Here is a 26,591-nt window from a genome sequence, read left to right on the forward strand (position 1 = left end):
GCCCTTGTCACCCACCACGGCAGCGTCAGCCCTGTGCATGGCTTTCCCCCTGCGCCGCGGCGGCCTTGGCGGCGCGCCGTGCGCGCCAGCGCTCGGCCGCGTTCTCGAAGGTCAGGTAGATCACCGGCGTGGTGAACAGCGTGAGCAACTGGCTCACGATGAGGCCGCCGACCATGGTCACGCCCAGCGGATGGCGCAGCTCGCTGCCCACGCCGGTGCCCAGCATGAGCGGCAGGGCGCCCAGCAGCGCGGCCAGCGTGGTCATCAGGATGGGGCGAAAGCGCAGCAGGCAGGCCTGGTAGATGGCCTCGCGTGCGGACAGGCCCTGGTCACGCTGCGCCTCCAGCGCGAAGTCGATCATCATGATCGCGTTCTTCTTGACGATGCCGATCAGCAGCACGATGCCGATGATGGCGATGATGTCCACGTCGAGCCCCGTCACCAGCAGCGCCAGCAGCGCGCCCACGCCGGCCGAGGGCAGGGTGGAGAGGATGGTGACCGGATGGATGGTGCTCTCGTAGAGCACACCGAGCACGATGTACATGGTGACCACCGCCGCCAGGATCAGCAGCAGGGTGTTCGACAGCGAGGCCTGGAAGGCCAGCGCCGCGCCCTGGAAGCTGGTCTCCACCGACAGCGGCAGCAGCCCTGCCTCCTTGGCGGCCGCCTGCTCGGCCTGGATGGCCTTGACCGCATCGCCCAGCGCCACGCCGGGCGCGGTGTTGAACGAGATGGTGGCCGCGGGCAACTGGCCCACGTGGTTCACGCCCAGGGCCATGGGCCGCTCCTCGATGCGCGCCACGGTGGACAGCGCCACCGGCTTGCCGGCCGTGGAGGTGACGTAGATGTTGTTCAGCGCCTCGGGCCCCACCTTGAACTGCGGCGCCACCTCCAGCACCACGCGGTACTGGTTGGACTGGGTGAAGATGGTGGAGATGAGCCGCTGGCCGAAGGCGTTGTACAGCGCCGTGTCGATGCCCGAGACCGTCACGCCAAGGCGGCTGGCCTGGGCCCGGTCGATCTGCACGAAGGCCTGCAGGCCCTGGCTCTGCAGGTCGCTGGCCACGTCGGCCAGTTGCGGCAGGCCGCGCATGCGGCGCACCAGGTCGGCGGTGCTGGCCTGCAGCTGAGCGGAATCGGGCGAGGAGATCAGCAGCTGGTACTGCGTGCGCGCCACGCGGTCTTCGATGGTCAGGTCCTGCACCGGCTGGGCGTACAGGCGGATGCCCGGCAGGTCGGCCGTGTCGTCGGCCAGGCGGCGCACCACGGCGGACGCCTTGTCGCGCTCGCCATGGGGTTTCAGGTCGATCAGCAGGCGGCCGGTGTTGAGCGTGGTGTTGGCGCCGTCCACGCCGATGAAGGACGAGACGCTTTTCACCGCCGGGTCGCGCAGGATGCGCTCGGCCAGCTGCTGCTGGCGCTCGGCCATGGCGGCGAACGAGATCGACTGGTCGGCCTCGGTGGTGGCCTGCAGCGTGCCCGTGTCCTGCACCGGGAAGAAGCCCTTGGGCACCACCATGTACAGCAGCACCGTGAGCGCCAGCGTGGCGATGAACACGACCCAGGTGAGCCCCTGGTGGCCCAGCACCCACTGCAGCGCACGCCCGTACTGGGCGATGGTGCGGTCGAAGAAGCGGCCCGTGGCCTGGTACAGGCGGCCATGGCTTTCCTCGGGCGTGTGGCGCAAGAGGCGCGCGCACAGCATGGGCGTCAGCGTGAGCGAAACCACGGCCGAGATCAGGATGGCCACGGCCATGGTGATCGCGAATTCGTGGAACAGCCGGCCCACCACGTCGCCCATGAAGAGCAGCGGGATCAGCACCGCGATCAGCGAGATGGTCAGCGAGATGATGGTGAAGCCGATCTGCTTGGCGCCCTTGAGCGCGGCCTGCAACGGGGGCTCGCCCTCCTCCACGTAGCGCGCGATGTTCTCGATCATCACGATGGCATCGTCCACCACGAAGCCGGTGGAGATGGTCAGCGCCATCAAGGTGAGGTTGTTGATCGAGAACCCCGCCATGTACATGATGCCGAAGGTGCCCACCAGCGACAGCGGCACCGCCACGCTGGGGATGAGCGTGGCCGAGGCACTGCGCAAAAAGACGAAGATCACCGCCACCACCAGGCCGATGGCCAGGGCCAGCTCCACCTGCATGTCCTTGACCGAAGCGCGGATGGTCACCGTGCGGTCGGTCAGGATCTGCACGTCCAGCGAGGCCGGCAGCGTGCTCTGCAGCTGGGGCAGCAGGGCCTTGATGCGGTCCACCGTCTCGATCACGTTGGCGCCGGGCTGGCGCCGGATGTTGAGGATCACGCCGGCGCGCGCACCGGTGTCGGGCGTTCCGGCCCAGGCGGCCAGGCGGGTGTTCTCGGCATCGTCCACGGTGGTGGCCACGTCGCGCAGGCGCACGGGCGTGCCGTTGCGCAGCGCGATCACCAGGTTCTGGTACTCGGCGGCGGACTGCAGCTGGTCGTTGGCATCGATGGTCGAGGCGCGGGCCGGGCCGTCGAAGCCACCCTTGGCCTGCTTGACGTTGGACGCGGCGATCATGCTGCGCACGTCTTCGAGCGTCATGCCCACGGCCGCCAGCGCCACCGGGTTGACCTGGATGCGCACGGCCGGCCGGCGCCCGCCCGCGATGGCCACAAGGCCCACACCCTTGACCTGCGAGAGCTTGGGCGCCAGGCGGTTCTCCACCAGGTCGTTGACGCGGATCACCGGCAGCGAGGGCGAGGTGATGGCCAGCGTGAGGATGGGTGCGTCCGCCGGGTTCACCTTGCTGTAGATCGGCGGCATCGGCAGGTCGTTGGGCAGCAGGTTGCTGCCGGCGTTGATGGCCGCCTGCACCTGCTGCTCGGCCACGTCCATGGCCATGTCGAGTGCAAAGCGCAGGGTGATGACCGAGGCCCCGCCCGAGCTGGTGGAGGACATCTGCGCGAGGCCCGGCATCTGGCCGAACTGGCGCTCCAGCGGCGCGGTGACGTTGGAGGTCATCACGTCGGGGCTGGCGCCCGGGTACAGCGTGGTGACCTGGATGGTGGGGTAGTCCACCTCGGGCAGGGCCGAGATGGGCAGCAGCCGGTAGGCCAGCAGGCCGGCGATCAGCAGCGCCACCATCAGCAGCGAGGTGGCGATGGGGCGCAGGATGAAGATGCGCGAAAGGTTCATGGGGGCGGTGCCCGCTTCAGGGTGGTCGGGACCGCATCAGCGCGAGGCCGCTGCGCCAGGGGCCGCAATCCCGGCCGCCTGCATCTTGCCGCGGATGAAGGCACGGCGCTCGTCGGGCGCCATGGCCTGCAGCTTCTGGCGCTCCTCGGGGCTCATCTTTTCGAGCAGGGCCCGCACCTCGGGCGACATGCCGGGGCGGCGCTCGCCGTCGGGCTCACCGCCTTCGGCGCGCCGGGCGCCGCCCGATTCCACACCGGAACCGGGGGCCGCGCGCGCCGCACCATCGGGCGCAGCACCGGAGGATCGGCCGCCGGCAGGCCTTGAGGCAGCTGATGCTGCAGGCACCGGAGCCGTGGTAGTGGGCTCGCCACCCACCGTCCCGCTAGCGGCCCCTGCAGGCCCAGCCGCGCCGGGCTGGCTGCGCTTGCTGCGGAAGAAGGCACGGCGCTCTTCCTGCGTCATCTTGGCGAGCTTGTCGCGCTCTTCCTGGGTCAGGTTGCGCATCATCGCGGCGCGGCGGGCGCCGGAATCCTGCGCGGCCTCGTCGGCACGCGCGGCCGCGCCCGAATCGATCACGGCCACCTTGGCGCCTTCGCGCAGGCGGTCGATGCCGTCCACCACCACCTGGTCGCCGTCCTTGAGTTCGCCTTCCACCGCAACGCGGTCGCCGTCGGCCACACCCACGCGGATGCGCCGCTGCGTCACCGTGCCATCGGGCTGCACCAGGTAGACGTAGTTGTTCTGGATGGCCGTGCCGGGCACGGTCAGCGCGTCCTGCAGCAGGTTGACCTGCAGGCGCACGTTGACGAACTGGTTCGGGAACAGCGTGCCATCCTCATTGCCAAAGGTGGCCTTGACCTTGATGGTGCCGGTGGTGGCGTCGATGGCGTTGTCCAGCGCCCCCACCTTGCCGCGACCCAGGCGGCGCTTTTGCTCGCGGTCCCACAGTTCCACGGGCAGCTCGGCGCCCTCACCCAGGCGCTGGTTGATCTGCGCCAGGTGCGCCTCGGGCACGGAGAACACCGCGTCGATGGGACGCACCAGGTTGATGGTGACGATGCCGTTGGCGTCCGAGGGGCCGACCACGTTGCCCCGGTCGGCCTGGCGCAGGCCCAGTCGCCCGGCGATGGGCGCGGTGATGCGGGTGTAGCTCAGTTGCAGTTTGGCGGCGTCCACCTGGGCCTGGTCGGCGGCCACCGTGCCTTCGAGCTGGCGAACCTGGGCGGCCTGGGTGTCCACCTGCTGGCTGGCGATCGAGTCCTTGGCCAGCAGGTCCTGGTAGCGCTTGAGGTCGAGCTGCGCGTTCTTGAGCAGGGCCTGGTCGCGCGCGAGGTTGCCCTGCACCTGGCTCAGCGATGCCTGGTAGCTGCGGGCGTCGATTTCGGCCAGCAACTGGCCGGCCTTGACCTCCTCGCCCTCCTTGAAGCGCAGGCTGGTCAGCTCGCCGCTGACCTTGGCGCGCACCACAGCCGTGGCGCGTGCGCTCATGGTGCCGATGGCATTGACCTGCACACGCACGTCCTGGCGCCGCACCACACCGACCGACACCGGCTGCGTCTGCCCGCCTGCACTGAAGCGTGCCGGCCCCCGGCCACCGGCACCGCCCGGGCCGCCGCGCCCCGCAGGCGCATCGGCCTGCGCCGGCGCCGCCTGGCGCTGCTTCCACCACAGCCCCCCACCCACGGCGGCCGCAATGAGCACCAGCAGCAGCACCCACCACAGGGCGCGCCCTTGCTGGTGCAGGAAGGGCCGCGCGGGCCGAAGCGAAGAACGAAGGGACAGCATCGTGGGCGTAACAAATGGATTCGTGGCTATGGTAGCCACCCGCCGCGACACTCCGGAGCCCATGCGCCGGGATTTACCCTGCCTTTACCCCCGCTTTACGGCGTTTTCAAGGCAGAAACCCAGCGCAGTGTGGCTCAGCGGTTGGTGGCCAGCAGCAGGCCGCCCGCGCCCATGAAGAAGCCGCCCGTGGCCTTGTTCAGGCGCACCACGCCGCGCGAGGTGCGGATGAAGCGGCGGATCTGCCGCCCGCTGGCCGCATACACCGCCGTGGCCACGAACTCGGCCGCCAGGTACACGCTGCCCAGCACCAGGAACTGGTGCGCCGCCGGCTGGGTGGGGTCGATGAACTGCGGAAAGATGGCCGCGAACAGGATGATGGCCTTGGGGTTGGTGATGCCCAAAAGGAATTCCTGCGTGACCAGCGACCACATGCGCACCGGCGCCGCACCGGTGGCCGCCACCTCGGCGCCATCGGCCACCTCCAGGCCATTGAACTCGCGGCTGCGCCAGGCGCGCCAGCCCAGCCAGAACAGGTAGCAGGCGCCCACCCACTTCACGGCGGTGAAGGCGGCTTCCGACGCCAGCAGCATGGCCCCCAGGCCCACGGCGGACACGGTGAGAAAGATCGCAAACGCCGCCGCCCGCCCGATGGTGCCCACCAGGGCCGCACCCACACCGGCACGGATGCCGTTGTTGAGGCCGCAGAAATTGTTGGGGCCGGGCGTCAGCGCGATGGCCACGGCAACGGGGGCGAAAAGCAGGGCGTCCATGGGAAGGGATATCCAAAAAAAGGCCACCGACGCGGCCCAGCCCACCAGTTTAGGGCTTTGCATGCGGTGCTGCAGGGCGCTGGTATTTGCCAAAAGGTTTGCCGAGCAGCTTTCTGCATTGTGGAATGAACCACGCGTTTGCGGGGGCCGAAACGATCGTGGACGGACGGGGCGCTGCGGCAGGGCAGCCGGGCCGGCGCGCGGGGTGGCCATGGCGTGTACGATCTTGCCGCGGTCTTTTCGGGGCCGCCCCCGGGTTGCGCGCAGCGCCCGGCGCGACCCTGCCAGCCAGCCATCCTTGCCCTGCCCTGCCCACCGACAAGCCATGCCATTTCCCGTGCCAACGCTTCGCACCGCCGCCCCCACCTGGCTGGCGCCCGTTTTGCTCTGCTGCGCCATAGGCCTTCTGCACGCCCCGGCTTTTGGCCAGGGCGCCGGCGCCCACAACACGGCCAAATGCGACCAGGCCGCCCCGGCCATCGAACAGGCGATCGTCCGCATCCTCAAGATCCCGAAGACCCGCCTGCAACCCGGCCTGCGCCTGGTGGAAGACCTGGGCGCCAGCGACCAGCGCCTGCCCGGCCTCACCATGCATCTCGAAGACGAGTTCCTGGTCGTGCTGCCGGACGAGTTGGCAGACGGCAGCGGCACGACGATGAAGGCCTATGTGGATGCGCTCCACAAGGCACTGGGCTGCGCTGCACGACGGCAGTAGTGCGCGCCGCACGCGGGCGGGCGGCCCTGGCCGGGCATGTCCGCTGGCATGCCCGTGTCAGCGCCCAGGCTTCACCGGTCGGGCAGTGCGATGGTGCTTTGCCAGGGCACGCCCGCCAGCGCGTCGTAGTGCGCGACCACGATGGCCCGGTCCGCCTCGCCTGCCAGGGCGGCCAGCGCCTGCTGCAGGTACTGGATGGAGGGCTTGTCCAGCCCTGCCACGGGCTCGTCGATCAGCGTGAGCGCGGCACCCGAGGCGAGGGCCCCGGCCGTCCACACCTTGCGCCGCGTGCCGGTGGACAGCATCAGGAAGCGCTTGGCCAAGTGCTCCTGCAGGTCGAAGCCCTCGATGTGCCGGGCCAGTGCGGCCGCATCGAAGCGCGGGTAGCGGGCGGGCAGCGCGGCCAGCCAGTCCTGCACCCCCTGCTCGTCCAGCGCCCCGGAGCGCGGGTCGCCCCAGAACACCTGGGCGCGGTAGGCGGCCGGCGCCGCCTGCAGGGAAACGCCTTGCAGCACCAGTTCGCCCGCACCAGCGGCCAGCTCCCCGGCCAGCAGGCGCATGAGCGTGGTCTTGCCGCTGCTGTCGGCCCCCAGCACCAGGGTGGCACCAGGCGGTACCTGGGCACACAGGCCGTCGAACAGCGGGACTTCGGGGTAGGCAAAGCGCAGGCGGTCGATCTGCAGCAGGGGGGTGGGCATGGATTCGGGTTCCGGGCAAGGCAAGGAAAACGCCGATTCTAGGAATTCGCGCGCCCCGCTGAGACAATGCACGCCCTTTCCCGCCCTGTCCCACTGCCGCCATGCCCCTGAACTACCTGGATTTCGACTACAGCGAAGACTACGAGGGCACGGGCACCTTCGATGCGATGGCAGCCGCCAGCCCGGCGCAGCTGCCGGCCGTGCAGGCCGAGATCGCGCAGGTGCTGGCATGGGCGCACGCACAGTTCCCTGGCACGCAGGGCCCGGCGGACGAGGGCGGTGAATGGGACTACGACCTCTCTGCCGTGCAGGAAGTGGCAACGCCGCTGGCGCTGGCATTCGACAGCACCAGCAGCACCATTGCGGTGCATGCAGGCACACCGGCCCCGGCGCGCACCACCGTCACCCTGTCCATCAGCGGTGGCAGCGCCTTTTGCGGCGCCCTGCGCGAGGCCTTCGGGGTGGACTGATTGCCTGGTTGCCCGCCGCGCGTAAGCGCCGGTTGCAGGGGTGACAGGCGGTCTGCCTACATACAAACCCCTGGCAGGCGCCTACTCTGACAGTGGTGCTGCGGTATGCCGGTGTGGCAGGCCGCGAGCCCTTCCAGAGAGACTCCACCATGCTCGCGCAAGCGTCCTCCATCGCAACCCCCTTCAATCCCCTGGCAGCCCGCCTGCCGTTCGTTGCCGCCAATGGCGAAGCCGGCAACCTGTCCCAGCAGCCGCAGCCGGGCATCTCCCTGCACCCGGCATCAGCCGCCCCCCTGCCTGCCACGGCCGCCCCGTTCATGGCCCATACCAAGGTGCGGCTGGAGCTGGAGATCGAGCTGAACTACGAGATCGACCAGTACGGCGCCGACTTCGTGTTCAACATCCACGCGGCCCACACACCGAGCCAGGCGATCAGCAACGAGCGGCTGGTCATCAACCAGGACGTGCCGCAGCAGATCCACACCGACCCCGCCACGGGCAACCGCTACCTGCGCCTGCACGGCGAGCCCGGGCCGCTGAGCGTGGCCTACTCGGCCACGGTGGACATCAGCCACCACTGCACCGATCCCTCGCAATTGGCCGAAGTACCGATCCGGCGGCTGCCGCAGGATGTGATGGGCTACATCTACCCCAGCCGCTACTGCCAGTCCGACCGGCTTTTGCGCCTGGCGCTCAGCGAATTCGGAGCCCTTTGGCAGGGCCACAGCCGGGTGCAGGCCATCCGCGACTGGGTGCAAAAACACGTGGCCTTCACGTCCAACACCTCCAACTCCAACACCTCGGCCGTCGATACCCTGGTGGAAAAGGTCGGCGTGTGCCGCGACTTCGCCCACCTGATGATCGCGCTGTGCCGTGCAGTGAACATCCCGGCGCGCTTTACCACCGGCACGGACTACGGCGCCGACCCGAACCTGGGGCCGCCCGATTTCCATGCCTACGTGGAGGCCTACCTGGGCGATCGCTGGTACCTGTTCGACCCCTCGGGCACGGCCATCCCCATGGGGCTGATCCGCTTTGGCACCGGGCGCGACGCGGCCGACGTGGCGTTTGCCACCATTTTCGGTGGCGTGCGGGCCCAACCGCCCGTGATACGCACCAGGGCGGTGGAGGACGCAGGCCGCGGCTTCGTGCTGCCGCACCACTGCCGCGAGGCCCTGTCCACCGACCACGGGGCGGCTTTTGCCACCCGGTTTGCCGGCAAATAGGGCCTGCAACCACCCTGGTGCGGGCCCGGAAAAACTGCAGTTCTGGGCTTTTGTGCCGACCTATGGCCTAATATGCGTTTTTCCACCAATCTTTTTCCAGAGAATTTCCATGGGCAACAAGATCGTTACCGAAGCAGACCGCAAGCGCACCCCCCGCCCCACGCCCGTGGCTGGCTACACCCTGCCCACCGGCGGCCGCGGCCAACGCGTGAGCCTGGAGCGCGGCGTTGCCACGCGCAGCAAGAAGAACCCTGGCAAGCGCTCCAAGAAGGGCGGCTGATCGCCAGATCGCCACGGGTCGGCTGCGGCCGGCACCTTGCAAAAAAGCCCTCTCGCGAGGGCTTTTTGCTTTCCGGGCCGGCTTGCGACACACCCTGGCCCCCCGTCACGCAGGCATGGCCGCAATGTCCTGCCGTGCCATCTCCAGCAGCCACTGGCGAAAGACCGGCAGGCTGGCTGCTGCCCGGCGCCCGGGCAGGCGGCACAGGAAGTAACCGCGCTGCAGGCTGATGGGCAGGTCGAACGGCGTGACCAGGCGGCCGGCATCGAGTTCGGCCCGCACCAGGCAGCGCTGCACCAGCGCAACCCCCATGTCGGCCATGGCCGCCTGGACCAGGATGGACACCTGGTCGAACACCGTCGACAGCTCGGGCTCGGCCCCGGTGGCGCCTGCGGCCCGCAACCACTGCGCCCAGTTGCCGGGCGAGGTGGAATGGGCCAGCAGCGGCTCGGCGGCCAGCTCCGCCGGGTGCTGCCAGCGCTGCCGGGCGGCGCGCGCCGGGTGGCACACCGGCACCACCTCACGGCCAATGACGTAGTCGCACTCCCATCCCGGCCACTGCGCCGGACCGAGGCCCGTAAGGATGGCGGCATGCGGCGTGGGACCCGAAAAATCCTCGTCCTTGCGGTAGGGGACGAAGCGCACGCGCACCTCCGGGTGCCGGGCCTGGAAGTCCGGCAGGCGCGGCACCAGCCACACGCTGGCCAGCGTGGGCACCACGGACAGCACCAGGTCGGTGGTGCGTGAGGGCCCCACGCGCAGCGCCTCGCTGGCCGCCTCGATCGCGGCCAGCGGCTCGCGCACGGCCGCCAGCAATTGCTCGCCCGACTCGGTCAGCTGCATCTGCTGCGCGCTGCGCTTGAGCAGCACCTTGCCATAGTGGCCCTCGAGCCGCGCCACGGCCCGGCTGATGGCGCCCTGGGTCACGCACAGCTCGTCAGCGGCGCGCGAAAAGCTGCCCGTGCGCACCACGGTGACGAAGGCGTGCAGCTCGGACATCGACGGCGAATGCAGGCGCATGGTGCAACCAGGTGGGGAGTTGTATGACCAATGGTAATACAGGAATGCCGGAGTGTCGTTTGCCGCGGCCGGCTGTTCGCCAGAGACTTGCCGGCACCCTTTGGTCACCGAGAGAACCCCCACCATGGCAAGCATCCGCCTCCCTTCTTCCCTCCACCGCAGGGCTGCGTTGCTGGCCCTCGCCCTGACACCGCTGGCTGGCGCGGTGCATGCTCAAGCCGCATTCCCGGACCGCCCGATCAAACTGATCGTGCCTTTTGCACCCAGCGGCTCCACCGACCTGGCGGCGCGGCTGATCGCCGAATTCGCCGGGCGCGAGCTCGGCCAGCCCATCGTGGTGGAGAACAAGGCCGGAGCCGGCGGCTCGCTGGGCATGGAGCAGGTGGCCAAGGCCCGTGCCGACGGCTACACCCTGGGCATGGCCACCATGAGCACGCACGGCTCCAACGCAGCGGCCTACGGCAGCCGCATGAAGTACGACCCCGTGAAGGATTTCACCCCGGTCTCCAACGTGGCCACGGTGCCCAGCGTGTTCGCGGTGAATGCCAATTTCCCCGCCAGGACGATGCAGGAGTTCATCGCGCTGGCCAAGGCCAACCCGGGCAAGTACAACTTCGCATCCCCGGGCACGGGCTCGCTCGGGCATGCCAACGTGGAGCATTTCTCCAGCCTGGCCAAGATCCAGCTGCTGCACATCCCCTACAAGGGCGCGGGCATGGCGCTCAATGACGCGGTGGCGGGCCAGGTCGATGGCATCACCGACAACCTGCCGTCGGCGCTGCCGCACATCAAGGCCGGGCGCCTGCGGGCGCTGGCCGTGCTCTCCGACACCCGCTCGCCCCTGCTGCCCGATGTGCCGACCTACGGCGACCTGGGCTTCAAGGAAATGGGGGCCGGCGGCTGGTTCGGCGTGGTGGCGCCCGCGGGCACGCCCACGCCCGTGGTCAACCGGCTCAACCAGGCGATCCACGCGGCCATGAAGCACCCCGACTTCATCAAGAAGATGGACGAGGCCGGCGCCACGCTGATCCCGGGCACGCCCGCACAATTCGGCGTGCAGATTCGCCAGGCGCTGGACCGCTATGCCCGCGTGGCCAAGGTCGCCAAACTGACTGCGGAATGATGCCCATGGACCTGCACAGCGACGCCCCCACCTTCACCTTGCATGCACCAGTGACGCCGGCCATTCCCCTGGTCTGCGACTCGCCGCACAGCGGCACCACCTACCCCACGGACTTCGGCCACGCAGTGCCGCGCGCCCTGCTGCGCGCGGCCGAGGACACACACGTGGAGGCACTCTGGCAGGCAGCACCCGAGGTCGGCGCCACCCTGCTGGAAGCACACTTCCCGCGCAGCTACATCGATGCCAACCGCACGCTCGACGACCTGGACCCGGCCTTGCTGGACGCGCCATGGCCCACGCCGCTGGCGCCCGGCGAAAAGACCCGCCTGGGCTATGGCCTCATCTGGCGCAACGTGAACGCCGCCACACCCATCTACGACCGCAAGCTCACCGTGGCCGAGGTACAGGCCCGGATTGCGCGCTGCTACCAGCCCTACCATGCGGCGCTGGCGGCCGCCATCGCGCGGGCGCATGCGCGCTTCGGTGCCGTCTGGCACCTGAACCTGCACTCCATGCCCAACAACGCCTACGAGCGCCTGCAGATCCAGAGCGTGCACCCGCTGGCCGACTTCGTGCTGGGCGACCGCGACGGCACCACCTGCGAACCGGCGTTCGTGGAGCTGGTCGAAAAGGAACTGAAATCCCGTGGCTACACCGTGGCGCGCAACGACCCCTACAAGGGCGTGCAGCTCATCGCCCGCATCGGCCAGCCCGCGCAGCAGCGGCACAGCATGCAGGTGGAGATCCGCAGACCGGTCTACATGGACGAGGCCAGCCGCGAGCGCAACGCCCACTTCGAGACGGTGCAGCGCGACCTGGCCGGCGTGCTCCAGGCCATCGCCCGTTACCTGCGCGAGCATGTGGACGTTCGGCAACACGCCCACTGAGTGCAGCGGCGGCTGTTTGGCCGCAGCATCGTGCAGGCGACACTGCCGGCATCAAAAAGACAGGGAACAGGCCCTAAGATCCGGCCATGATCACCGTCCACCACCTTGAAACCTCGCGCTCGCAGCGCGTCCTCTGGCTGCTCGAAGAACTGGGCGTGCCCTACGAGCTCAAGATCTACCAGCGCGACAAGGCCACCAAACTGGCCCCGCCCGAGCTCAAGAAGATCCACCCGCTGGGCAAGTCGCCCGTGATCACGGATGGCGACGAGGTGATCGCCGAGTCGGCCGCCATCATCGAATACCTGGTGGAAACCTATGGCGCGCAGGCCACGGGCGAGCTGGCCCACCTGCAGCCCGCACGCGGCACGCCCGAGTACCGCCAGTGCCGCTTCTGGATGCACTACGCCGAGGGCTCGCTGATGAACTGGCTGGTGATGAAGCTGGTGTTCATGACCATCCCGCGCCAGCCCATGCCCTTCTTCGTCAAACCGATTGCCAAGGCGCTGTGTGGCAAGGTGCTCGACAAGATGGTGGACCCGAACGTGAACACCGCCATGGACTTCATGGAAGACCACCTGGGCAAGAACACCTGGTTTGCCGGCGAGCACCTGACCATGGCCGACTTCCAGATGAGCTTTGCGGTGGAAGCCGCCCTGTCGCGCTCCAGCAAGGCCGGCGCCTGCCCCCACATCCAGGCCTACAAGAAGCGCATGGAAGCCCGGCCCGCCTACCAGCGCGGCATCCAGAAGGGTGGCCCGGTAGTCATGGGCTGAACCGGAGTTGCAGGGCGCCCGGCGCCCCGCGATGCCGACATGGCGGCAGGGCTTCTCGCGCAAGGGGCCTGCCGCCCGAACAAGCAGCAAGTTTGCGCCAATCGTGGATTCAGAGCTTTTCACATGCTCTGCATTTGATTTTTCGCATGAATCGAGCGCATACCGGGCCAGCGCGTGCCGAACTTGCAAGATAAATGCGCCCCACCCTCTCTACAGTCTCCATACCCCCGGCCGACCCACGGCTGCCCCCTTCTGGAGACGATGTATGAGCGACCTGTTTGACAACCCCATGGGCCTGTGCGGCTTCGAGTTCGTGGAATTCTCCTCGCCCAAGCCCGGCCTGCTGGAGCCGATGTTCGAGAAGATGGGCTTTTCGCTGGTGGCCAAGCACCGCTCCAAGAACGTGCTGCTCTACCGCCAGGGCGGCATCAACTTCATCGTCAACAACGAGCCGGGCAACGCCGCCTACTTCGCTGGCGAGCATGGCGCCGCGGCCTGCGGCCTGGCCTTCCGGGTGCGCGATGCACACAAGGCCTACAACCGCGCCCTGGAGTTGGGCGCCCAGCCGGTCGAGATCCCGACCGGCCCGATGGAGTTGCGCCTGCCTGCGATCAAGGGCATCGGCGGCGCGCCGCTGTACCTGATCGACCGCTTCGAAGACGGCAAATCGATCTACGACATCGACTTCGAGTTCCTGCCCGGCGTGGACCTGCACCCCAAGGGCCACGGCTTCCAGGTGGTGGACCACCTCACGCACAACGTCTACCGTGGCCGCATGGCCTACTGGGCCGACTTCTATACCAAGCTGTTCAACTTCCGCGAGATCCGCTACTTCGACATCTCGGGCGAGTACACCGGCCTGACCTCCAAGGCCATGACGGCGCCGGACGGCCTGATCCGCATCCCGCTGAACGAGGAGTCGCGCCAGGGCGGCGGCCAGATCGAAGAGTTTTTGATGCAGTTCAACGGCGAGGGCATCCAGCACATCGCCTTGCTCACCGACAACCTGCTCGAATCCATCGACCAGTTGCAGATGGCCGGCATCCCGCTGTTGACCGCACCCAACGAGGTCTACTACGAGAACCTGGAAAAGCGCCTGCCCGGCCACGGCCAGCCCGTGGGCGAGCTGCAGGCCCGCGGCATCCTGCTGGACGGCACGACCGAAGGCGGCCAGCCGCGCCTGCTGCTGCAGATCTTCTCCCAGCCCATGCTGGGCCCGGTGTTCTTCGAGTTCATCGAGCGCAAGGGCAACTACCGCGAGGGCTTCGGCGAAGGCAACTTCAAGGCGCTGTTCGAGTCGCTGGAGCGCGACCAGATCAACCGCGGCGTGCTGGACGTGGGCGACAAGGCCGTGGCCAAGGAAACGGCATGAAGCTCACGCCCGAGCAGCTGGCGGCGCAGTTGCCCGCCCTGGCCGGCTGGACGCACGGCGCCGAGCGCGGAGGCGTGCTCACGCGCGCATTCCAGTTTGCCGACTTCGTGCAGGCCTTCGGCTTCATGGCCCAGGTGGCCCTGCTTGCGGAACGCATGAACCACCACCCCGAGTGGTCCAACGTCTACCACCGCGTGTCGGTCACGCTGACCACGCACGACGTGGACGGCATCTCGGCCAAGGACATCGAGATGGCCACGCTGATGAACCGCATCGCCGCAGCCTTCACGGCATAGACGGCCCAGGAGACACACATGCTGCAGCAGCTCAAGGAAACCGCCAAGCACGGCCTGGCGGCCGGGGACGCGCACGCCCCCGAACGGCCCGACTGGACCATCGACCAGGGCTGGGCGAATTACACGAAAGAGGAACACGGCGTGTGGCGCACCCTGTTCGAGCGGCAGTCCAAACTGCTGCCCGGGCGCGCCTGCGACGAGTTCATCCACGGCATGCAGGACCTGCCGATCGGGCCCGAGCAGATCCCCGACTTCGAGCAGATGTCCAAGGTGCTCAAGAAGCGCACGGGCTGGGAAGTGGTGGCCGTGCCGGGCCTGGTGCCCGACGACGTGTTCTTCGGCCACCTGGCGAACCGGCGCTTTCCGGCCGGCCAGTTCATCCGCAAGCCGCATGAGCTCGATTACCTGGAAGAGCCCGACGTCTTCCACGACGTGTTCGGCCATGTGCCCATGCTCATGAACCCGGTGATCGCCGACTACATCCAGGCCTATGGCGAAGGCGGCCTGCGCGCCAGCCGCCTGGGCGTGCTGGAGAAGCTGGCACGCGTGTACTGGTACACGGTGGAGTTCGGCCTGGTGCAGCAGAGCGACGGCCTGCGCATCTACGGCGCGGGCATCGCCTCGTCGGCCAGCGAGACGCGCTTTTCGGTCGAGAGCGACTCGCCCAACCGCGTGCGCTTCGAACTGGAACGCGTGATGCAGACGAACTACCGCATCGATGATTTCCAGGAAACCTACTTCGTGCTGGGCCACCTGGACGAACTGCTGGAACTGGCCAAGATCGACTTCGCGCCGCTCTACGATCGCTTGAAGGGCGCGCCCGAGCACGAGGCCGGTGCCGTGCTGGCCGGTGACCGCGTGGTGACGCGCGGTACCCTGGCCTACCACGACGCCAAGCACGAGAAGGTGCACGCCTGATCGCCGCCATGCGACACTCCTGAACGGCCCCCACGGGGCCGTTCTGCATTGAGGGCACACATGGCACCAACAACAACCGGCTATTCGGTCCTTTTTCTCTGCATGGGCAACATCTGCCGCAGCCCCACGGCGCATGGCGTGTTCCGCCACCGCGTGCAGGCGGCGGGCCTGGCTGACCGGGTGCGCGTGGACTCGGCCGGCACGCACAACTACCACCCGGGTGAGCCACCGGACCACCGCTCGCAAAAGCACGCCACCCGGCGCGGCTACGACCTGTCGGACCTGAAGGCGCGGCAGATGCTGCTGGCCGACTTCGCAGCGCACGACCTGGTTCTCGCCATGGACTGGGACAACCTGGCCATGGCGCAGGACCTGTGCCCGCCCCAGCATGCCCACAAGCTCCGGCGCCTCACGGAGTTCTGCCTGCGCATGGACAGTCCCGTGGTACCCGATCCGTACTACGGCGGCGCCACCGGCTTCGATGACGTGCTGGACCTGGTGGAGGATGCCTGCGAGGGGTTGCTGAAGCATGTGCAGCGGGAGCTGCAGACCCGCAACCGCTGAAACAACGGTCAGCGGTTCACCACCGCACAGACCAGCGGCCCGGGATCGTTGTGCGCCACGTCGCGGTCGTTCTTGGCCTGGGCCACTTCCATCACGCGCGGCAGGGCCACGCCGTTCTTCACGGCCAGGATCTCGGCCATCACGCTTACGGCGATCTCGGGCGGTGTCTTGCTGCCAATGTAGATGCCGATGGGCCCGCGCAGACGCGCCAGGCTGGCCTCGGTCTGCTCGAAGTGCTCGATCATGCGCGCACGCCGTGCCTCGTTGTTGCGCCGCGAACCGATGCCGCCGACGTAGAAGGCCTCGCTGGACAGGGCCTCCAGCAGCGCCAGGTCGTCGAGCTTGGGGTCGTGCGTGAGCGCCACCACGCAGCTGCGCCGGTCGGGCTTGAAATCCACCACCACGTCGTCGGGCATGGCGCTCACCAGGGTGGCGCCAGGCACCTTCCAGCCATGGCGGTACTCCTCGCGCGGGTCGCACACGGTCACGGCGAAGCCATTGAACAGGGCCATGGTGGCCAGGTACTCGGCCATCTGGCCCGCGCCGATGATGAGCATGCGGTACTCGGGGCCGAAGGTGTTGGTCAGCTCCTGCCCGTCCACAGCCAGCTCGGCAGGCTCCGTGGCCATGGCCAGGGCCACCGCGCCATCGGCCAGGCGCACCGTGCGGCGCACCAGGCGCCCGGCTTCAAGCGCGGAGATCAGCTCGGCCAGGCGGGCGGGGTCGGGATCGTATTCGAGCAGCAGTTCCAGCGTGCCGCCGCAGGGCAGGCCGAAGCGGTGCGCCTCGTCGGCCGTGATGCCGTACTTGACGAAGGACGGCGGGCCCTGGGGAATGCGGTGTTCGTGCCCCGTGGCCCCGGCGCGCTCCTGCGCATAGGCGCGGGTGTGGCGGTCGATCAGGTCGTCCTCGATGCAGCCTCCCGAAACCGAGCCCACCACCGCACCGTCGTCGCACAGCGCCATGATCGAGCCCACGGGCCGGGGCGAAGACCCCCAGGTGCGCACCACCGTGGCCAGCAGCGCACGCCGCCCTGCCGCACGCCAGCCGTGCAGGGAGCGCAGCACCATCACATCGAGGTTTTCCATCGTCATCGTGCGTAGATTGTGCCCAAGGCCCGGCGGTTCCGTGCGCCGAGGGATACCGCTAGTTCAGCCACCAGGCCAGCGCGACCAAGGCCACGGCGCCGGCGACCCAGACCCAGACGGGCATGCCGCCGCCCTGGGACTCGGGGCCGCCTGCAGGCTGCAGGCCCGCCCGCTGGCTCGGCACGAAGCCGCTAGCAGGCCCGGCGTCCTCGCCCGGCTGGGTGGGGATTTCAGTAGGCACGGTGTCGGGGGGGTCGGCATCACTCTCCCCCGCGGCGGGCGGATGGCGGCGCTGCATCTCGTTGTCGAAGCGCTTGAAAAAATCCTCGGCCATTCCCTTGGCGGCGCCGTCGATCAGGCGCTGGCCCAGCTGGGCGATCTTGCCGCCCACGGTGGCGTGCACGGTGTAGTGCAGTTCGCAGCGCTCCTGCGCGCCCTCGGGCGGCAGCGCTGCGAGCCGCACCTGGGCGCTGCCCTTGCCGAAGCCGGCCACGCCGCCCGAGCCATCGAAGGCGATGGTATAGCTCTCGGGCGGCACGATGTCCGAGAGCGTGATCTTGCCCGCGAACTTGGCCGAGACCGGGCCGATCTTGAGCGCCATGGCCACGCTGTACTGGTTCTCGCCCGTGGGCTCGATCTTCTCGCAGCCGGGGATGCACAGCTTGAGCACCTCGGGGTCATTGAGCGCTGCCCAGGCCTGGCTCTGGCTGGCGGCAAGGGTGCGGCTGGCTTGCATTTCCATGGTGATTGATTCCTCGGTGATTCAGTCGGGTCGGTGGCGTCATTGCCGCAGCACGGCCGCCAGGCTGCCGGCCAGGTCCTGCAGGCGGCTCAGGTCGTGCACGGCCAGCATGCCGTGCGCCTCGCGGTGCAGCACCGATGCGCCGCGCGCCGTGGGCGCATAGCCGCCAAAGCGCAGCAGCGGATTGAGCCAGAGCAGGCGCGCGCAGTGGCGGCGCAGCCAGGCCAGCTCCTGCGCCAGCAGCTCGGGCGCGCCGGTGTCGAGGCCGTCGGTGATGAGCAGCACCAGGGTGCGCCGCCCCACGAGCCGGCGCGCATGCTGCTGGCGCAGGGCGCGCAGGCTCTCGCCCATGCGCGTGCCGCCGGCAAAGTCGGCGATGGCGTGGCTGGCCGCCTCCAGCATGGCATCGGTGTCGGCCAGGCGAAAGGCTGGGCTCAGGTCGGTCAGGCCGGTGCCGAAGGCGAACACGTCGCGCCGCAAGGCCCCTGCCCTGCGCGGCGCGGTGGCGGCGTGCAAAAAGGCCAGCAGCAGGCGCGCATAGCGCTCCATGGAGCCCGACACGTCCACCAGCACCAAGAGCGGCAAGGGCTGGCGGCGGCGCTGCAGCAGCGGCACCTGCAAGAATTCGCCACCCGTGCGCGCGGCCTGGTGCATGGCGCCGGGCCAGTGCGGGCGGTTGCCGCGCGCACCGGGGCGGGTGCGGCGCGCGGCAAAGTCGGGCAGTGGCAGCGGAATGTCGCGCGCCAGCTGCTCCACCAGCCGGTATTCGCTGGCGGACAGCTGGTTGAAATCCGCATGGTGCAGGCGCCTGAGGTCGCTGGCGGTCATGGCGGCGTCGAAGTCGACCTTGTCCTCCTCGCGCGGCGGGGCCTTGCGCGCGGCGCGCACAGGCGCCAGCGCCTCGCTCACGCGCGGGCGGCGCTTCACGGGCTCGGCCTTCGATTCCGCGCTGGGCAGCATCTGGGCCAGCAGCTTCTGCGCCACGTTGGGGTTCTTGAAGTAGGCGTCGAACAGCTCGCGGAACACCAGGCGGTCCTGCTCGCGACTGACCAGCACGGCCTCCAGCGCGGCGCTGAAGTCCTGGCGCTGCAGGCCCACCAGCAGCACCGCCTGCTGGGCCAGGGCCATGCGCGCAGCGTCCACACGCACACCGGCGCGGCGCAGGGTGCGGCCAAAACCCGCGAGGTTGTCGGCCAGCTTGCCGGTGCGCGCGTCGCCGAGCTGAGAGGCGGCCGCCGTGGAGGAAGCGCCCACCATCTCAGGCCTCGGCGTCCTGGGGCTTGAGCAGCTCGGCGGCCATGTCCTGCGTGAGCGCGGCCACGTCCTCGCGCTGCTTGAACAGGATGCCGGCGGTGTCGGAGACGATCTCGGGGTCCACCACCAGGGTGTCGAGCGCCACCAGCGCCTTGGCCCATTCCACGCTCTCGGCGATGCCGGGCGCGCGCTGGAAGGCATTGGCAAAGGGCTGGCTGCGCAGCCGGTGCACGAAGTCGGCCACCTGGGCGGCCAGGGCCTCGCTGGCGCCGGGCACCTGGGCGCGCACGATGGCCAGCTCGCGCTCACGCTCGGGGTAGTCGAGCCAGTGGTACAGGCAGCGGCGCTTGACGGCGTCGTGCAGGTCGCGCGTGCGGTTGCTGGTGAGCAGGGTGACCGGCGTGGCCGTGGCGCGCACCGTGCCGATCTCGGGAATGCTGACCTGGTACTCGCCCAAGTATTCGAGCAGAAAGGCCTCGAAGGGCTCGTCGGCGCGGTCCACCTCATCGACCAGCAGCACGGCGCCCGGGGCTGGCGCCTGCAGCGCCTGCAGCAGGGGGCGGCGGATCAGGTAGCGCTCCTGGTAGACCTCGGCTTCGATGTCTCTTGCGCCCCCTGGTTCCAGTTCGGCGGCACGCATGTGCAGCAGCTGGGCCGCGTAATTCCACTCGTACAGCGCCTCGCGCTGCTCCAACCCGTCGTAGCACTGCAGGCGGATCAGGCTGCGCGCCAGCACCTCGGACAGGGCCTTGGCCAGCGCCGTCTTGCCCACGCCGGGCTCGCCTTCGAGCAGCAGCGGGCGCTGCAACCGGAGCGCCAGGAACACGGCGGTCGCCAGGCGCCGGTCGGCAAAATAGCCCACGCGCTGCAGGGCCTGCACCAGGTCGTCGATGGAGGCCAGCTCGGGTGGCAAGGCGTCAACCCAGCATCTGGGCCACGGCCCGCTGCGTCTGCACGCTGATCAGGTTGGCACGGTAGATGGCGCTGGCGTGGATATCGGTGTTCAGGTCGCTGGCGTCCACCTTCACCGCCGCGGCCGAAGCCACCGAAAAGTCCTGGTTCAGCGCGGCTTCCAGCGCCTGCTGGCGGAAGACGCTGCTGGCGGCACCGGTGACGGCCACGCGCACGCCGGCGTCGGTCTGCGCCACGAACACGCCCACCAGCGAGAAGCGCGAGGCTGCCTGCTTGAATTTGAGGTAGGCCGCGCGCTTCGGGATCGGGAAGCGGATCGCGGTGATCAGCTCGCCCTCCTGCAGCGCCGTGGTGTACATGCCCACGAAGAAGTCGTCCGCCGCGATCTCGCGCTGGTCGGTGATGACGGTGGCGTTCAGCCCCAGCACGGCGCTGGGGTAGCAGGCCGCGGGGTCGTTGTTGGCCACCGAGCCGCCCAGCGTGCCGCGGGCACGCACCTGGCGGTCGCCGATGTGCGCGGCCAGGTCGGCCAGGGCCGGGATGGCGGCCTTGACCTCCGCGCTCGCGGCCACGTCCATATGCCGGGTCATCGCGCCAATCACCAGGGCATTGCCTTCGCGGCGGATACCGGCCAGCTCGGGAATGCCATTGAGGTCCACCACCTGGCCGGGGTTGGCCAGGCGCAGGCGCATCGAGGGCAGCAGGCTCTGGCCGCCCGCGATGGGCTTGCCGCCAGCAGCCGCCAGGCGCGCCGCATCGGCCACGCTGGCCGGGGTTTCGTAGGTGAATGCATACATGGTGTGCGTCTCCTCAGGCTTTGGCACTTTGGATGGCTTCCCACACCCGGTGGGGCGATGCGGGCATGTCGAATTCCTTCACGCCCAGCGGGCGCAGGGCGTCGAGCAAGGCATTGATCACCGCGGGCGGCGAGCCGATGGCGCCGGCCTCGCCGCAGCCCTTGGTACCCAGCGGGTTGTGCGTGCAGGGCGTGCAGACATGGCCCAGCTTGAACTCGGGGAAGTCATCGGCACGCGGCATGGCGTAGTCCATGAAGCTGCCGGTGAGCAGTTGGCCGGTTTCGCGGTCGTACACGCAGTTCTCCATCAGCGCCTGGCCGATGCCCTGCACCAGCCCACCATGCACCTGGCCCTCGACGATCATGGGGTTGATGATGGTGCCGAAGTCGTCCACCGCGGTGAAGCGGTCCACCCGGGTGGAGCCGGTCATCGGGTCCACCTCCACCTCGCAGATGTAGGTGCCGGCCGGGAAGGTGAAGTTGGTCGGGTCGTAGAAAGCCGTTTCGTTGAGCCCCGGTTCGAGCTTGTCGAGCGGGTAGTTGTGCGGCACGTAGGCCGTGAGCGCCACCTGGCCGAAGGGGATCTTCTTGTCCGTGCCGCGCACGCTGAACTCGCCGCCGCTGAAGTCGATGTCGGCGTCGCTGGCTTCCATCAGGTGGGCCGCGATCTTCTTGGCCTTGGCCTCGATCTTGTCCAGCGCCTTCATGATGGCCGCGCCGCCCACGCTGATGGAGCGCGAGCCGTAGGTGCCCATGCCGAAGGGCACGCGGCCGGTGTCGCCGTGCACGATGTCCACGTTCTCCACCGGAATGCCCAGGCGCGCCGCCACCACCTGGGCAAAGGTGGTCTCATGCCCCTGGCCGTGGCTGTGCGAGCCGGTGAACACCGTCACGCTGCCCGTGGGGTGCACGCGCACCTCGCCGCATTCGAACAGGCCGGCGCGTGCGCCCAGGGCGCCGGCGATGTTCGACGGCGCGATGCCGCAGGCCTCGATGTAGCTGCTGTAGCCCACGCCGCGCAGCAAGCCCTTGGCGGCGCTGGCGCTCTTGCGCGCCTCGAAGCCGCCCACGTCGGCCAGCTCCTGGGCCTGGGTCATGCAGGCGTGGTAGTCGCCCACGTCGTACTGCAGCGCCACCGGCGTCTGGTAGGGAAAGGTGGTGATGAAGTTGCGTTTGCGGATCTCGTCCTGCGACAGGCCCATGTCCCACGCGCAGCGCGTGACCAGGCGTTCGAGCAGGTAGGTGGCCTCGGGCCGGCCCGCACCGCGGTAGGCATCGACCGGCGCAGTGTTGGTGAACCAGGCGTCCACCTCCACGTAGACCTGCGGGGTGGTGTACTGCCCGGCCAGCAAGGTGGCGTAGAGGATGGTGGGCACGGCCGTGGCGAAGGTCGACAGGTAGGCACCCAGGTTGGCGTCGGTGTGCACGCGCATGGCCAGGAACTTGCCGTCCTTGTCCATGGCCATCTCGGCATGGCTCACGTGGTCCCGGCCATGGGCGTCGGAGAGGAAGGCCTCGCTGCGGTCGGCCACCCACTTGATGTTGCGGTTGAGCTTCTTGGCGGCCCAGGTCAGGCACACGTCCTCGGCGTACAGGAAGATCTTGGAGCCGAAGCCGCCGCCCACGTCGGGCGCGATGACGCGCACCTTGTGCTCGGGCAGGCCCATCACGAAGGCGGTCATCAACAGGCGCTCGACGTGCGGGTTCTGGTTGCTCACGTAGAGCGTGTATTCGTCGTTGGCCCGGCTGTAGGAGCCAATGGCCGTGCGCGGCTCCATCGCGTTGGGGATCAGGCGGTTGTTGACCAGGTCGAGCTTCGTCACGTGCGCGGCGCTGGCGAACACCGAGTCCACCGCCCCCTTGTCGCCGATGGCCCATTTGTAGCAATGGTTGTCTTCGGCGATGTCATGCAGGCCGGCGCCAGCCACCTTGCCGGCGGCGGCATCGGCCACGTGGACCACGGCGGGCAGCACGTCGTAATCCACCTCCACCAGCTCGGCCGCATCGCGCGCCTGCTGCTGCGTGAGCGCCACGACCATGGCCACGTGGTCGCCCACGTAGCGCACCTTGCCCTGCGCCAGGATGGGGTGCGGCGGCTCCTTCATGGGCTGGCCGTCGGTGCTGGTGATGAGCCAGCCACAGGGCAGGCCGTTGATGTTGTCGGCCGCCACGTCGGTGCCCACGAACACGCCCAGCACGCCGGGTGCGGCCTTCGCGGCGTCGGTGTTGATGCTGTTGATGCGCGCATGCGCATGCGGCGAGCGCACGAACACGGCGTGGCTCTGCGCGGCCAGCACCACGTCGTCGGTGTACTGGCCCGCGCCGGTGAGGAAGCGGTAGTCCTCCTTGCGGCGCAGGGCCTCGCCGATGTGCGGCAGCTTGGAAAAGTCGGAAGCACCCATGGTCTTGTCTCCTGGTGTGTGAGTTCTGGACGGGGGCTCAGGCCGACGCCATGGCCTTCTGGCCGTGCTGGACGGCACGCACGATGTTCTGGTAGCCGGTGCAGCGGCAGATGTTGCCCTCCAGCAGCTCGCGGATCTCGCCCTCGTCCGCCTTGGGGTGGTGGGTGCACAGGTCCACCGCGCTCATCACCATGCCGGGGGTGCAGAAGCCGCACTGCAGGCCGTGGCACTCCTTGAAGGCCGCCTGCATGGGGTGCATGGTGCCGTCGGCTGCGGCCAGGCCCTCGATGGTCTGCACCTCGGCGCCCTGGGCCTGCACGGCCAGCATGGCGCAGGATTTAACCGCGCGGCCGTTGACGTGCACAGTGCACGCGCCGCACTGGCTGGTGTCGCAGCCCACGTGCGTGCCGGTGAGCAGCAGGTGCTCTCGCAGCGCGTGGACCAGCAGGGTGTTGGGGGGGACATCAACGCTGGCCGCACGGCCGTTGACGGTGAACTGGACTTGCATCTGGCTGTCTCCTCGAGAGGGTGTTGGCTGGATCTGCAAGCCGCATCTTGGGCCGGGCGCGGGGCCGGATTCCTAGGGTCAACCCTAGCTTGGCGGCGCGCGGCGGCGGATATTCTCAAAATGAAACATGTTGCAGTGCACCGCCCGCGCATCATGCGCACTGCACACCGAAGCACCCCGCAGTGGGTGCACCGGCCCGCCACCCCACGGGAGTCCGCCATGCTGTCCGCCGCTGCTGCTGCCGTCACGCCACCACCCGACGAGCGCCAGGCCCTGATCGCCCGCGCCCGCACCGCCCTGTTCAGCCAGGGCCAGGTGCCGGCCGCGCTGGGCATCGAGCCCTGGATCGTGCGCTCGTGGCAGCGCTGCCTGGCGCAGGGCCAGTCGCCGCGCCAGCGCGTGGCCTTCGACCAAGTGAGCGCGGCCACGCTGCGCGGCGTGGCCGAGCAGCACCGCCATCTGCTGCAGGCCGCGCAGCCGGTGCTGGGCCACCTCACGCGGGCCATTGCCGGCATGCACTACTTCGCGGTGCTCACCGATGCGCGCGGCGTGGTGGTGGACGTACAGGGCGCCATCGACCACCGCGACGCGCGCGTGCATGCCATTGGCCGCGTGGGCATCGACCTGTCGGAAGCGGCCGTGGGCACCACCGCCATCGGCGCCGCGCTGGCCGAGCTGCAGCCCGTGTGGCTGCACCGGGGCGAGCACTTCTTCGACGACAACACCCACTACAGCTGCGCCGGTGCGCCGCTGTTCGACCCCGAGGGCCGCTGCGCCGGCATGCTGGACCTGACGGGCGTGGACGTGCCCGAACGGCCCGAACTGCGCCACCTGGTGGACCGCTCGGCCCGCGCCATCGAGGACGCCCTGCTGCTGCAGCGCCCCCATGCCCTGCTGCTGCGCCTGAACTGGCCCGGCAGCACGCTGGGCGGCGAAGGCGACGGCCTGGTGCTGCTGGACGCCGACGGCTACCTGCTGGGCAGCAACCGCACGGCGCGCCAGCTGGTGCCCCAGCCGCTGCGCGCGCCGGGCACCCGGGCCCATGCCAGTGAACTGCTGGCCCTGCCCTGGGCCCTGCTGTTCGATGCTGCGCAGCGCCAGAATGCGGGCGCCGCGCCGCTGGACCTGCCACTGTGGTCGGGCCTGCGCCTGCAGGGCCTGGCGCTGGCGCCCCGGCAGGGCAGTATCCTGCGGCCCCTGCTGCCCCCCACGCCGGCGCCTGCCGTGGCGGCGGCACCGCTGCGCGCGGCGGAAACCGCGCTCATCCGCCAGGCGGTGCAGGAGGCGCGCGGCAATGTGGCCGAGGCGGCGCGCGCCCTGGGCATCAGCCGGGCCACGGTGTACCGCAAGTTGGGAGCCCCGAAGGGGCATTGAGTCGCGCTCAGCCCTGGGCCAGCGCGATCACCACCGCGTTGTCTTCCACCACCACCAGCACCCGGCTGCCGGCACGCAGGCCGCTGTCGGGGGCAGCAAAGCCCACCATCTGGACGCCCCCGTCCAGCTCCGCAGACACTTCATCCCCCGACGCTCCCCGCACCACGCGCACTGCCCTGGCGGGCAGGCGGCAGATGCCGGGTTGGCCTAGTGGCATGTCTTTGCCGGCGCGCTCCACGCGCACCGCCGTGGCCTTGCACAGGGCCTGCACCGCCAGGCCGGGCGCAAGGCCCAGCAGTTCGACACTCTCCAGCGTGATGCGGGCGCTGAGGAAGGCCACCTCCTCACCCTCGGCCCGCCCCAGGTGCACGCGCACGATCTGGCCCAGAGGCTCCAACCGCTGCACCGTGCAGGGCCACTGGTTGCGCATGCTGGTGCGCACCGCCAGGCGCGCTGCCGCAGGGCCCGCCCTGCCCTCCCAGCGGGCCAGCACGGCGCTGCGCGCTTCGGCCATGGCGTCAGCCGCGGCCAGCAGCTGGTGGCCGGCGTCGGTCAGTTGCGCACCACCGCCGCCGGCACCGCCCACGGCACGGTCCACCAGGGGCGTGCCGGCCAGGTTGGTGAGGGTGTCGAGCGCCTGCCAGGCGGCCTTGTAGCTCACGCCGACGGCGCGCGCCGCCTGCGAGATCGAGCCGCCCGCGCCGATCTCGCGCAGGATGGCGATGCGCTTGTCGGCCATGTCATGGCTGAGCGCGCCCGCAAAGGAAACGGGAGGGTTGCCGGGCATCGGGGCGCGGTGCCTTGCCTAGCGCCGGTTGCCCAGTGCCAGCACCGAAATGCCCGAGGCGATGAAGGTGACGCCCGCGCCGGTATTGAGCCACTTCGTGGCACGCGGGCGGCGCGCCAGCCAGCCCGAGAGCTGCGCCGCGCAGCTGCCCAGCACCGAGAAGATGATCGCCGTGAGCACCGCGAAGATGGCGCCGTACACCAGCATCTGGGTGGCCACGGGGCCGCGCGATGCGTCGACGAACTGCGGGATGAAGGCCAGCACGAACAGCCCCGGCTTGGGGTTGAGCACGTTGGAGAACAGGCCCACGCCGAACACCTTGGCCAGCGGCTGGCGCGCGGCCGGCGCGAACGAGATCAGGTTGCCCGAGGTCAGCGCCTTGTACCCCAGGTACAGCAGGTAGGCCGCGCCGGCGATCTTCACGGCCCAGAAGGCCAGCGGCGAGGCCTGCACGATCAGCGTGAGCCCAAGCGTGGCAGCCACCGTGTGCACCATGATGCCCAGGCCCGCACCGATGGAGGACAGCACCGCCGCCAGGCGCCCCTGGCTCAGGCCGCGGCTGATGGCCAGGATGTTGTCCGGCCCCGGCGCAAAGACCACGACGATCACGGCAACAAGGTAGGCGGCAAGGATTTCGGTGGGGAACATCAGCATGGTGGACA

26 protein-coding genes are annotated in these 26,591 nt (G+C 69.3%); 12 read left to right on the forward strand and 14 right to left on the reverse strand.

What is annotated here, in order from left to right; genetic code table 11:
- Positions 1–25: 25 nt before the first annotated feature.
- The 3 genes from AC07PF_RS23155 to AC07PF_RS23165 form a co-directional block, all read right to left on the reverse strand.
- Positions 26–3,169 (reverse strand): MdtB/MuxB family multidrug efflux RND transporter permease subunit, encoded by a 3,144-nt coding sequence (locus AC07PF_RS23155; RefSeq protein WP_494613425.1) that lies wholly within the window; start codon positions 3,167–3,169, stop codon positions 26–28.
- 36 nt (positions 3,170–3,205) lie between these two features.
- Positions 3,206–4,954: an efflux RND transporter periplasmic adaptor subunit gene (locus AC07PF_RS23160; RefSeq protein WP_494613426.1), complete on the reverse strand. Its 1,749-nt coding sequence runs from the start codon at positions 4,952–4,954 to the stop codon at positions 3,206–3,208.
- 134 nt (positions 4,955–5,088) lie between these two features.
- A complete protein-coding gene (locus tag AC07PF_RS23165) occupies positions 5,089–5,724 on the reverse strand; it encodes a LysE family translocator (protein ID WP_494613427.1) in 636 nt (211 codons plus the stop codon).
- 337 nt (positions 5,725–6,061) lie between these two features.
- Here AC07PF_RS23165 and AC07PF_RS23170 point away from each other — a divergent pair, with 337 nt between their 5' ends.
- Positions 6,062–6,439: a hypothetical protein gene (locus AC07PF_RS23170; protein ID WP_494613428.1), complete on the forward strand. Its 378-nt coding sequence runs from the start codon at positions 6,062–6,064 to the stop codon at positions 6,437–6,439.
- Between the two features lie 71 nt (positions 6,440–6,510).
- Here AC07PF_RS23170 and AC07PF_RS23175 read toward each other — a convergent pair whose 3' ends face one another.
- Positions 6,511–7,137, reverse strand: a complete 627-nt coding sequence (locus AC07PF_RS23175; RefSeq protein ID WP_494613429.1) for an ABC transporter ATP-binding protein — start codon at positions 7,135–7,137, stop codon at positions 6,511–6,513.
- Positions 7,138–7,238: 101 nt separating this feature from the next.
- On the opposite strand from AC07PF_RS23175, the gene AC07PF_RS23180 reads away from it, so the two are divergent.
- From AC07PF_RS23180 to AC07PF_RS23190, 3 genes are all read left to right on the forward strand, one after another.
- Positions 7,239–7,607, forward strand: coding sequence for a hypothetical protein (locus tag AC07PF_RS23180; RefSeq protein ID WP_494613430.1), 369 nt, complete (start codon positions 7,239–7,241; stop codon positions 7,605–7,607).
- A gap of 317 nt (positions 7,608–7,924) precedes the next feature.
- On the forward strand, positions 7,925–8,833 hold the full coding sequence (locus AC07PF_RS23185; protein WP_494613521.1) for a transglutaminase-like domain-containing protein: 909 nt from the start codon (positions 7,925–7,927) through the stop codon (positions 8,831–8,833).
- Between the two features lie 109 nt (positions 8,834–8,942).
- The gene (locus AC07PF_RS23190; RefSeq protein WP_007853534.1) at positions 8,943–9,113 is read left to right on the forward strand and encodes a hypothetical protein; all 171 of its coding nucleotides are present in this window, start codon (positions 8,943–8,945) and stop codon (positions 9,111–9,113) included.
- Between the two features lie 105 nt (positions 9,114–9,218).
- On the opposite strand, the gene AC07PF_RS23195 is transcribed toward AC07PF_RS23190, so the two are convergent.
- Positions 9,219–10,133, reverse strand: a complete 915-nt coding sequence (locus AC07PF_RS23195; protein WP_494613431.1) for a LysR substrate-binding domain-containing protein — start codon at positions 10,131–10,133, stop codon at positions 9,219–9,221.
- Positions 10,134–10,257: 124 nt separating this feature from the next.
- Here AC07PF_RS23195 and AC07PF_RS23200 point away from each other — a divergent pair, with 124 nt between their 5' ends.
- From AC07PF_RS23200 to AC07PF_RS23230, 7 genes are all read left to right on the forward strand, one after another.
- Positions 10,258–11,256, forward strand: coding sequence for a tripartite tricarboxylate transporter substrate binding protein BugE (locus AC07PF_RS23200; RefSeq protein ID WP_494613432.1), 999 nt, complete (start codon positions 10,258–10,260; stop codon positions 11,254–11,256).
- A gap of 5 nt (positions 11,257–11,261) precedes the next feature.
- Positions 11,262–12,143, forward strand: a complete 882-nt coding sequence (locus AC07PF_RS23205; protein WP_494613433.1) for an N-formylglutamate amidohydrolase — start codon at positions 11,262–11,264, stop codon at positions 12,141–12,143.
- Between the two features lie 86 nt (positions 12,144–12,229).
- Positions 12,230–12,916, forward strand: coding sequence for a glutathione S-transferase family protein (locus AC07PF_RS23210; protein ID WP_494613434.1), 687 nt, complete (start codon positions 12,230–12,232; stop codon positions 12,914–12,916).
- 265 nt (positions 12,917–13,181) lie between these two features.
- The gene (hppD, locus tag AC07PF_RS23215) at positions 13,182–14,288 is read left to right on the forward strand and encodes a 4-hydroxyphenylpyruvate dioxygenase (RefSeq protein ID WP_007853486.1); all 1,107 of its coding nucleotides are present in this window, start codon (positions 13,182–13,184) and stop codon (positions 14,286–14,288) included.
- On the forward strand, positions 14,285–14,584 hold the full coding sequence (locus AC07PF_RS23220; protein WP_494613435.1) for a 4a-hydroxytetrahydrobiopterin dehydratase: 300 nt from the start codon (positions 14,285–14,287) through the stop codon (positions 14,582–14,584). Before hppD ends, AC07PF_RS23220 begins: the two co-directional genes overlap by 4 nt.
- A gap of 18 nt (positions 14,585–14,602) precedes the next feature.
- On the forward strand, positions 14,603–15,502 hold the full coding sequence (gene phhA, locus AC07PF_RS23225; protein ID WP_494613436.1) for a phenylalanine 4-monooxygenase: 900 nt from the start codon (positions 14,603–14,605) through the stop codon (positions 15,500–15,502).
- A 60-nt stretch (positions 15,503–15,562) separates the two neighbouring features.
- A complete protein-coding gene (locus tag AC07PF_RS23230) occupies positions 15,563–16,066 on the forward strand; it encodes a low molecular weight protein-tyrosine-phosphatase (RefSeq protein ID WP_494613437.1) in 504 nt (167 codons plus the stop codon).
- Between the two features lie 8 nt (positions 16,067–16,074).
- Here the strand turns inward: AC07PF_RS23230 and AC07PF_RS23235 are convergent, their stop codons facing one another.
- From AC07PF_RS23235 to AC07PF_RS23265, 7 genes are read right to left on the reverse strand one after another with little or no spacing between them, the layout of a single operon-like run.
- Positions 16,075–17,154 (reverse strand): XdhC family protein, encoded by a 1,080-nt coding sequence (locus tag AC07PF_RS23235; protein ID WP_494613522.1) that lies wholly within the window; start codon positions 17,152–17,154, stop codon positions 16,075–16,077.
- A gap of 58 nt (positions 17,155–17,212) precedes the next feature.
- Complete coding sequence (locus AC07PF_RS23240; RefSeq protein ID WP_494613438.1) at positions 17,213–17,896, reverse strand: SRPBCC family protein; 684 nt, start codon at positions 17,894–17,896, stop codon at positions 17,213–17,215.
- A gap of 39 nt (positions 17,897–17,935) precedes the next feature.
- Positions 17,936–19,153: a vWA domain-containing protein gene (locus tag AC07PF_RS23245; protein WP_494613439.1), complete on the reverse strand. Its 1,218-nt coding sequence runs from the start codon at positions 19,151–19,153 to the stop codon at positions 17,936–17,938.
- Between the two features lies 1 nt (position 19,154).
- Positions 19,155–20,063: an AAA family ATPase gene (locus tag AC07PF_RS23250; protein WP_494613440.1), complete on the reverse strand. Its 909-nt coding sequence runs from the start codon at positions 20,061–20,063 to the stop codon at positions 19,155–19,157.
- Positions 20,064–20,067: 4 nt separating this feature from the next.
- On the reverse strand, positions 20,068–20,859 hold the full coding sequence (locus AC07PF_RS23255) for an FAD binding domain-containing protein (protein WP_007853463.1): 792 nt from the start codon (positions 20,857–20,859) through the stop codon (positions 20,068–20,070).
- Between the two features lie 13 nt (positions 20,860–20,872).
- Entirely contained in the window at positions 20,873–23,260 is a 2,388-nt protein-coding gene (locus AC07PF_RS23260; protein WP_494613441.1) for a xanthine dehydrogenase family protein molybdopterin-binding subunit, read from the reverse strand.
- A gap of 37 nt (positions 23,261–23,297) precedes the next feature.
- A complete protein-coding gene (locus AC07PF_RS23265) occupies positions 23,298–23,768 on the reverse strand; it encodes a (2Fe-2S)-binding protein (RefSeq protein ID WP_494604945.1) in 471 nt (156 codons plus the stop codon).
- A gap of 219 nt (positions 23,769–23,987) precedes the next feature.
- On the opposite strand from AC07PF_RS23265, the gene AC07PF_RS23270 reads away from it, so the two are divergent.
- Complete coding sequence (locus tag AC07PF_RS23270) at positions 23,988–25,142, forward strand: helix-turn-helix domain-containing protein (protein ID WP_494613442.1); 1,155 nt, start codon at positions 23,988–23,990, stop codon at positions 25,140–25,142.
- Between the two features lie 7 nt (positions 25,143–25,149).
- Here AC07PF_RS23270 and AC07PF_RS23275 read toward each other — a convergent pair whose 3' ends face one another.
- Positions 25,150–25,929: a TOBE domain-containing protein gene (locus AC07PF_RS23275; RefSeq protein WP_494613443.1), complete on the reverse strand. Its 780-nt coding sequence runs from the start codon at positions 25,927–25,929 to the stop codon at positions 25,150–25,152.
- Between the two features lie 18 nt (positions 25,930–25,947).
- Entirely contained in the window at positions 25,948–26,583 is a 636-nt protein-coding gene (locus tag AC07PF_RS23280) for a LysE family translocator (RefSeq protein ID WP_494613444.1), read from the reverse strand.
- Positions 26,584–26,591: the final 8 nt, after the last annotated feature.

The organism is Acidovorax sp. GW821-FHT10A04 (assembly GCF_059415825.1).

Excerpts from the sequence above, each read along its gene's own strand:
- AC07PF_RS23155 (WP_494613425.1), bottom strand. The coding sequence starts at position 3,169 with ATGAACCTTTCGCGCATCTTCATCCTGCGCCCCATCGCCACCTCGCTG.
- AC07PF_RS23160 (WP_494613426.1), bottom strand. The coding sequence starts at position 4,954 with ATGCTGTCCCTTCGTTCTTCGCTTCGGCCCGCGCGGCCCTTCCTGCAC.
- AC07PF_RS23165 (WP_494613427.1), bottom strand. The coding sequence starts at position 5,724 with ATGGACGCCCTGCTTTTCGCCCCCGTTGCCGTGGCCATCGCGCTGACG.
- AC07PF_RS23175 (WP_494613429.1), bottom strand. The coding sequence starts at position 7,137 with ATGCCCACCCCCCTGCTGCAGATCGACCGCCTGCGCTTTGCCTACCCC.
- AC07PF_RS23180 (WP_494613430.1), top strand. The coding sequence starts at position 7,239 with ATGCCCCTGAACTACCTGGATTTCGACTACAGCGAAGACTACGAGGGC.
- AC07PF_RS23185 (WP_494613521.1), top strand. The coding sequence starts at position 7,925 with ATGGCCCATACCAAGGTGCGGCTGGAGCTGGAGATCGAGCTGAACTAC.
- AC07PF_RS23190 (WP_007853534.1), top strand. The coding sequence starts at position 8,943 with ATGGGCAACAAGATCGTTACCGAAGCAGACCGCAAGCGCACCCCCCGC.
- AC07PF_RS23195 (WP_494613431.1), bottom strand. The coding sequence starts at position 10,133 with ATGCGCCTGCATTCGCCGTCGATGTCCGAGCTGCACGCCTTCGTCACC.
- AC07PF_RS23200 (WP_494613432.1), top strand. The coding sequence starts at position 10,258 with ATGGCAAGCATCCGCCTCCCTTCTTCCCTCCACCGCAGGGCTGCGTTG.
- AC07PF_RS23205 (WP_494613433.1), top strand. The coding sequence starts at position 11,262 with ATGGACCTGCACAGCGACGCCCCCACCTTCACCTTGCATGCACCAGTG.
- AC07PF_RS23210 (WP_494613434.1), top strand. The coding sequence starts at position 12,230 with ATGATCACCGTCCACCACCTTGAAACCTCGCGCTCGCAGCGCGTCCTC.
- hppD (WP_007853486.1), top strand. The coding sequence starts at position 13,182 with ATGAGCGACCTGTTTGACAACCCCATGGGCCTGTGCGGCTTCGAGTTC.
- AC07PF_RS23220 (WP_494613435.1), top strand. The coding sequence starts at position 14,285 with ATGAAGCTCACGCCCGAGCAGCTGGCGGCGCAGTTGCCCGCCCTGGCC.
- phhA (WP_494613436.1), top strand. The coding sequence starts at position 14,603 with ATGCTGCAGCAGCTCAAGGAAACCGCCAAGCACGGCCTGGCGGCCGGG.
- AC07PF_RS23230 (WP_494613437.1), top strand. The coding sequence starts at position 15,563 with ATGGCACCAACAACAACCGGCTATTCGGTCCTTTTTCTCTGCATGGGC.
- AC07PF_RS23235 (WP_494613522.1), bottom strand. The coding sequence starts at position 17,154 with ATGGAAAACCTCGATGTGATGGTGCTGCGCTCCCTGCACGGCTGGCGT.
- AC07PF_RS23240 (WP_494613438.1), bottom strand. The coding sequence starts at position 17,896 with ATGGAAATGCAAGCCAGCCGCACCCTTGCCGCCAGCCAGAGCCAGGCC.
- AC07PF_RS23245 (WP_494613439.1), bottom strand. The coding sequence starts at position 19,153 with ATGGTGGGCGCTTCCTCCACGGCGGCCGCCTCTCAGCTCGGCGACGCG.
- AC07PF_RS23255 (WP_007853463.1), bottom strand. The coding sequence starts at position 20,859 with ATGTATGCATTCACCTACGAAACCCCGGCCAGCGTGGCCGATGCGGCG.
- AC07PF_RS23260 (WP_494613441.1), bottom strand. The coding sequence starts at position 23,260 with ATGGGTGCTTCCGACTTTTCCAAGCTGCCGCACATCGGCGAGGCCCTG.
- AC07PF_RS23265 (WP_494604945.1), bottom strand. The coding sequence starts at position 23,768 with ATGCAAGTCCAGTTCACCGTCAACGGCCGTGCGGCCAGCGTTGATGTC.
- AC07PF_RS23270 (WP_494613442.1), top strand. The coding sequence starts at position 23,988 with ATGCTGTCCGCCGCTGCTGCTGCCGTCACGCCACCACCCGACGAGCGC.
- AC07PF_RS23275 (WP_494613443.1), bottom strand. The coding sequence starts at position 25,929 with ATGCCCGGCAACCCTCCCGTTTCCTTTGCGGGCGCGCTCAGCCATGAC.
- AC07PF_RS23280 (WP_494613444.1), bottom strand. The coding sequence starts at position 26,583 with ATGCTGATGTTCCCCACCGAAATCCTTGCCGCCTACCTTGTTGCCGTG.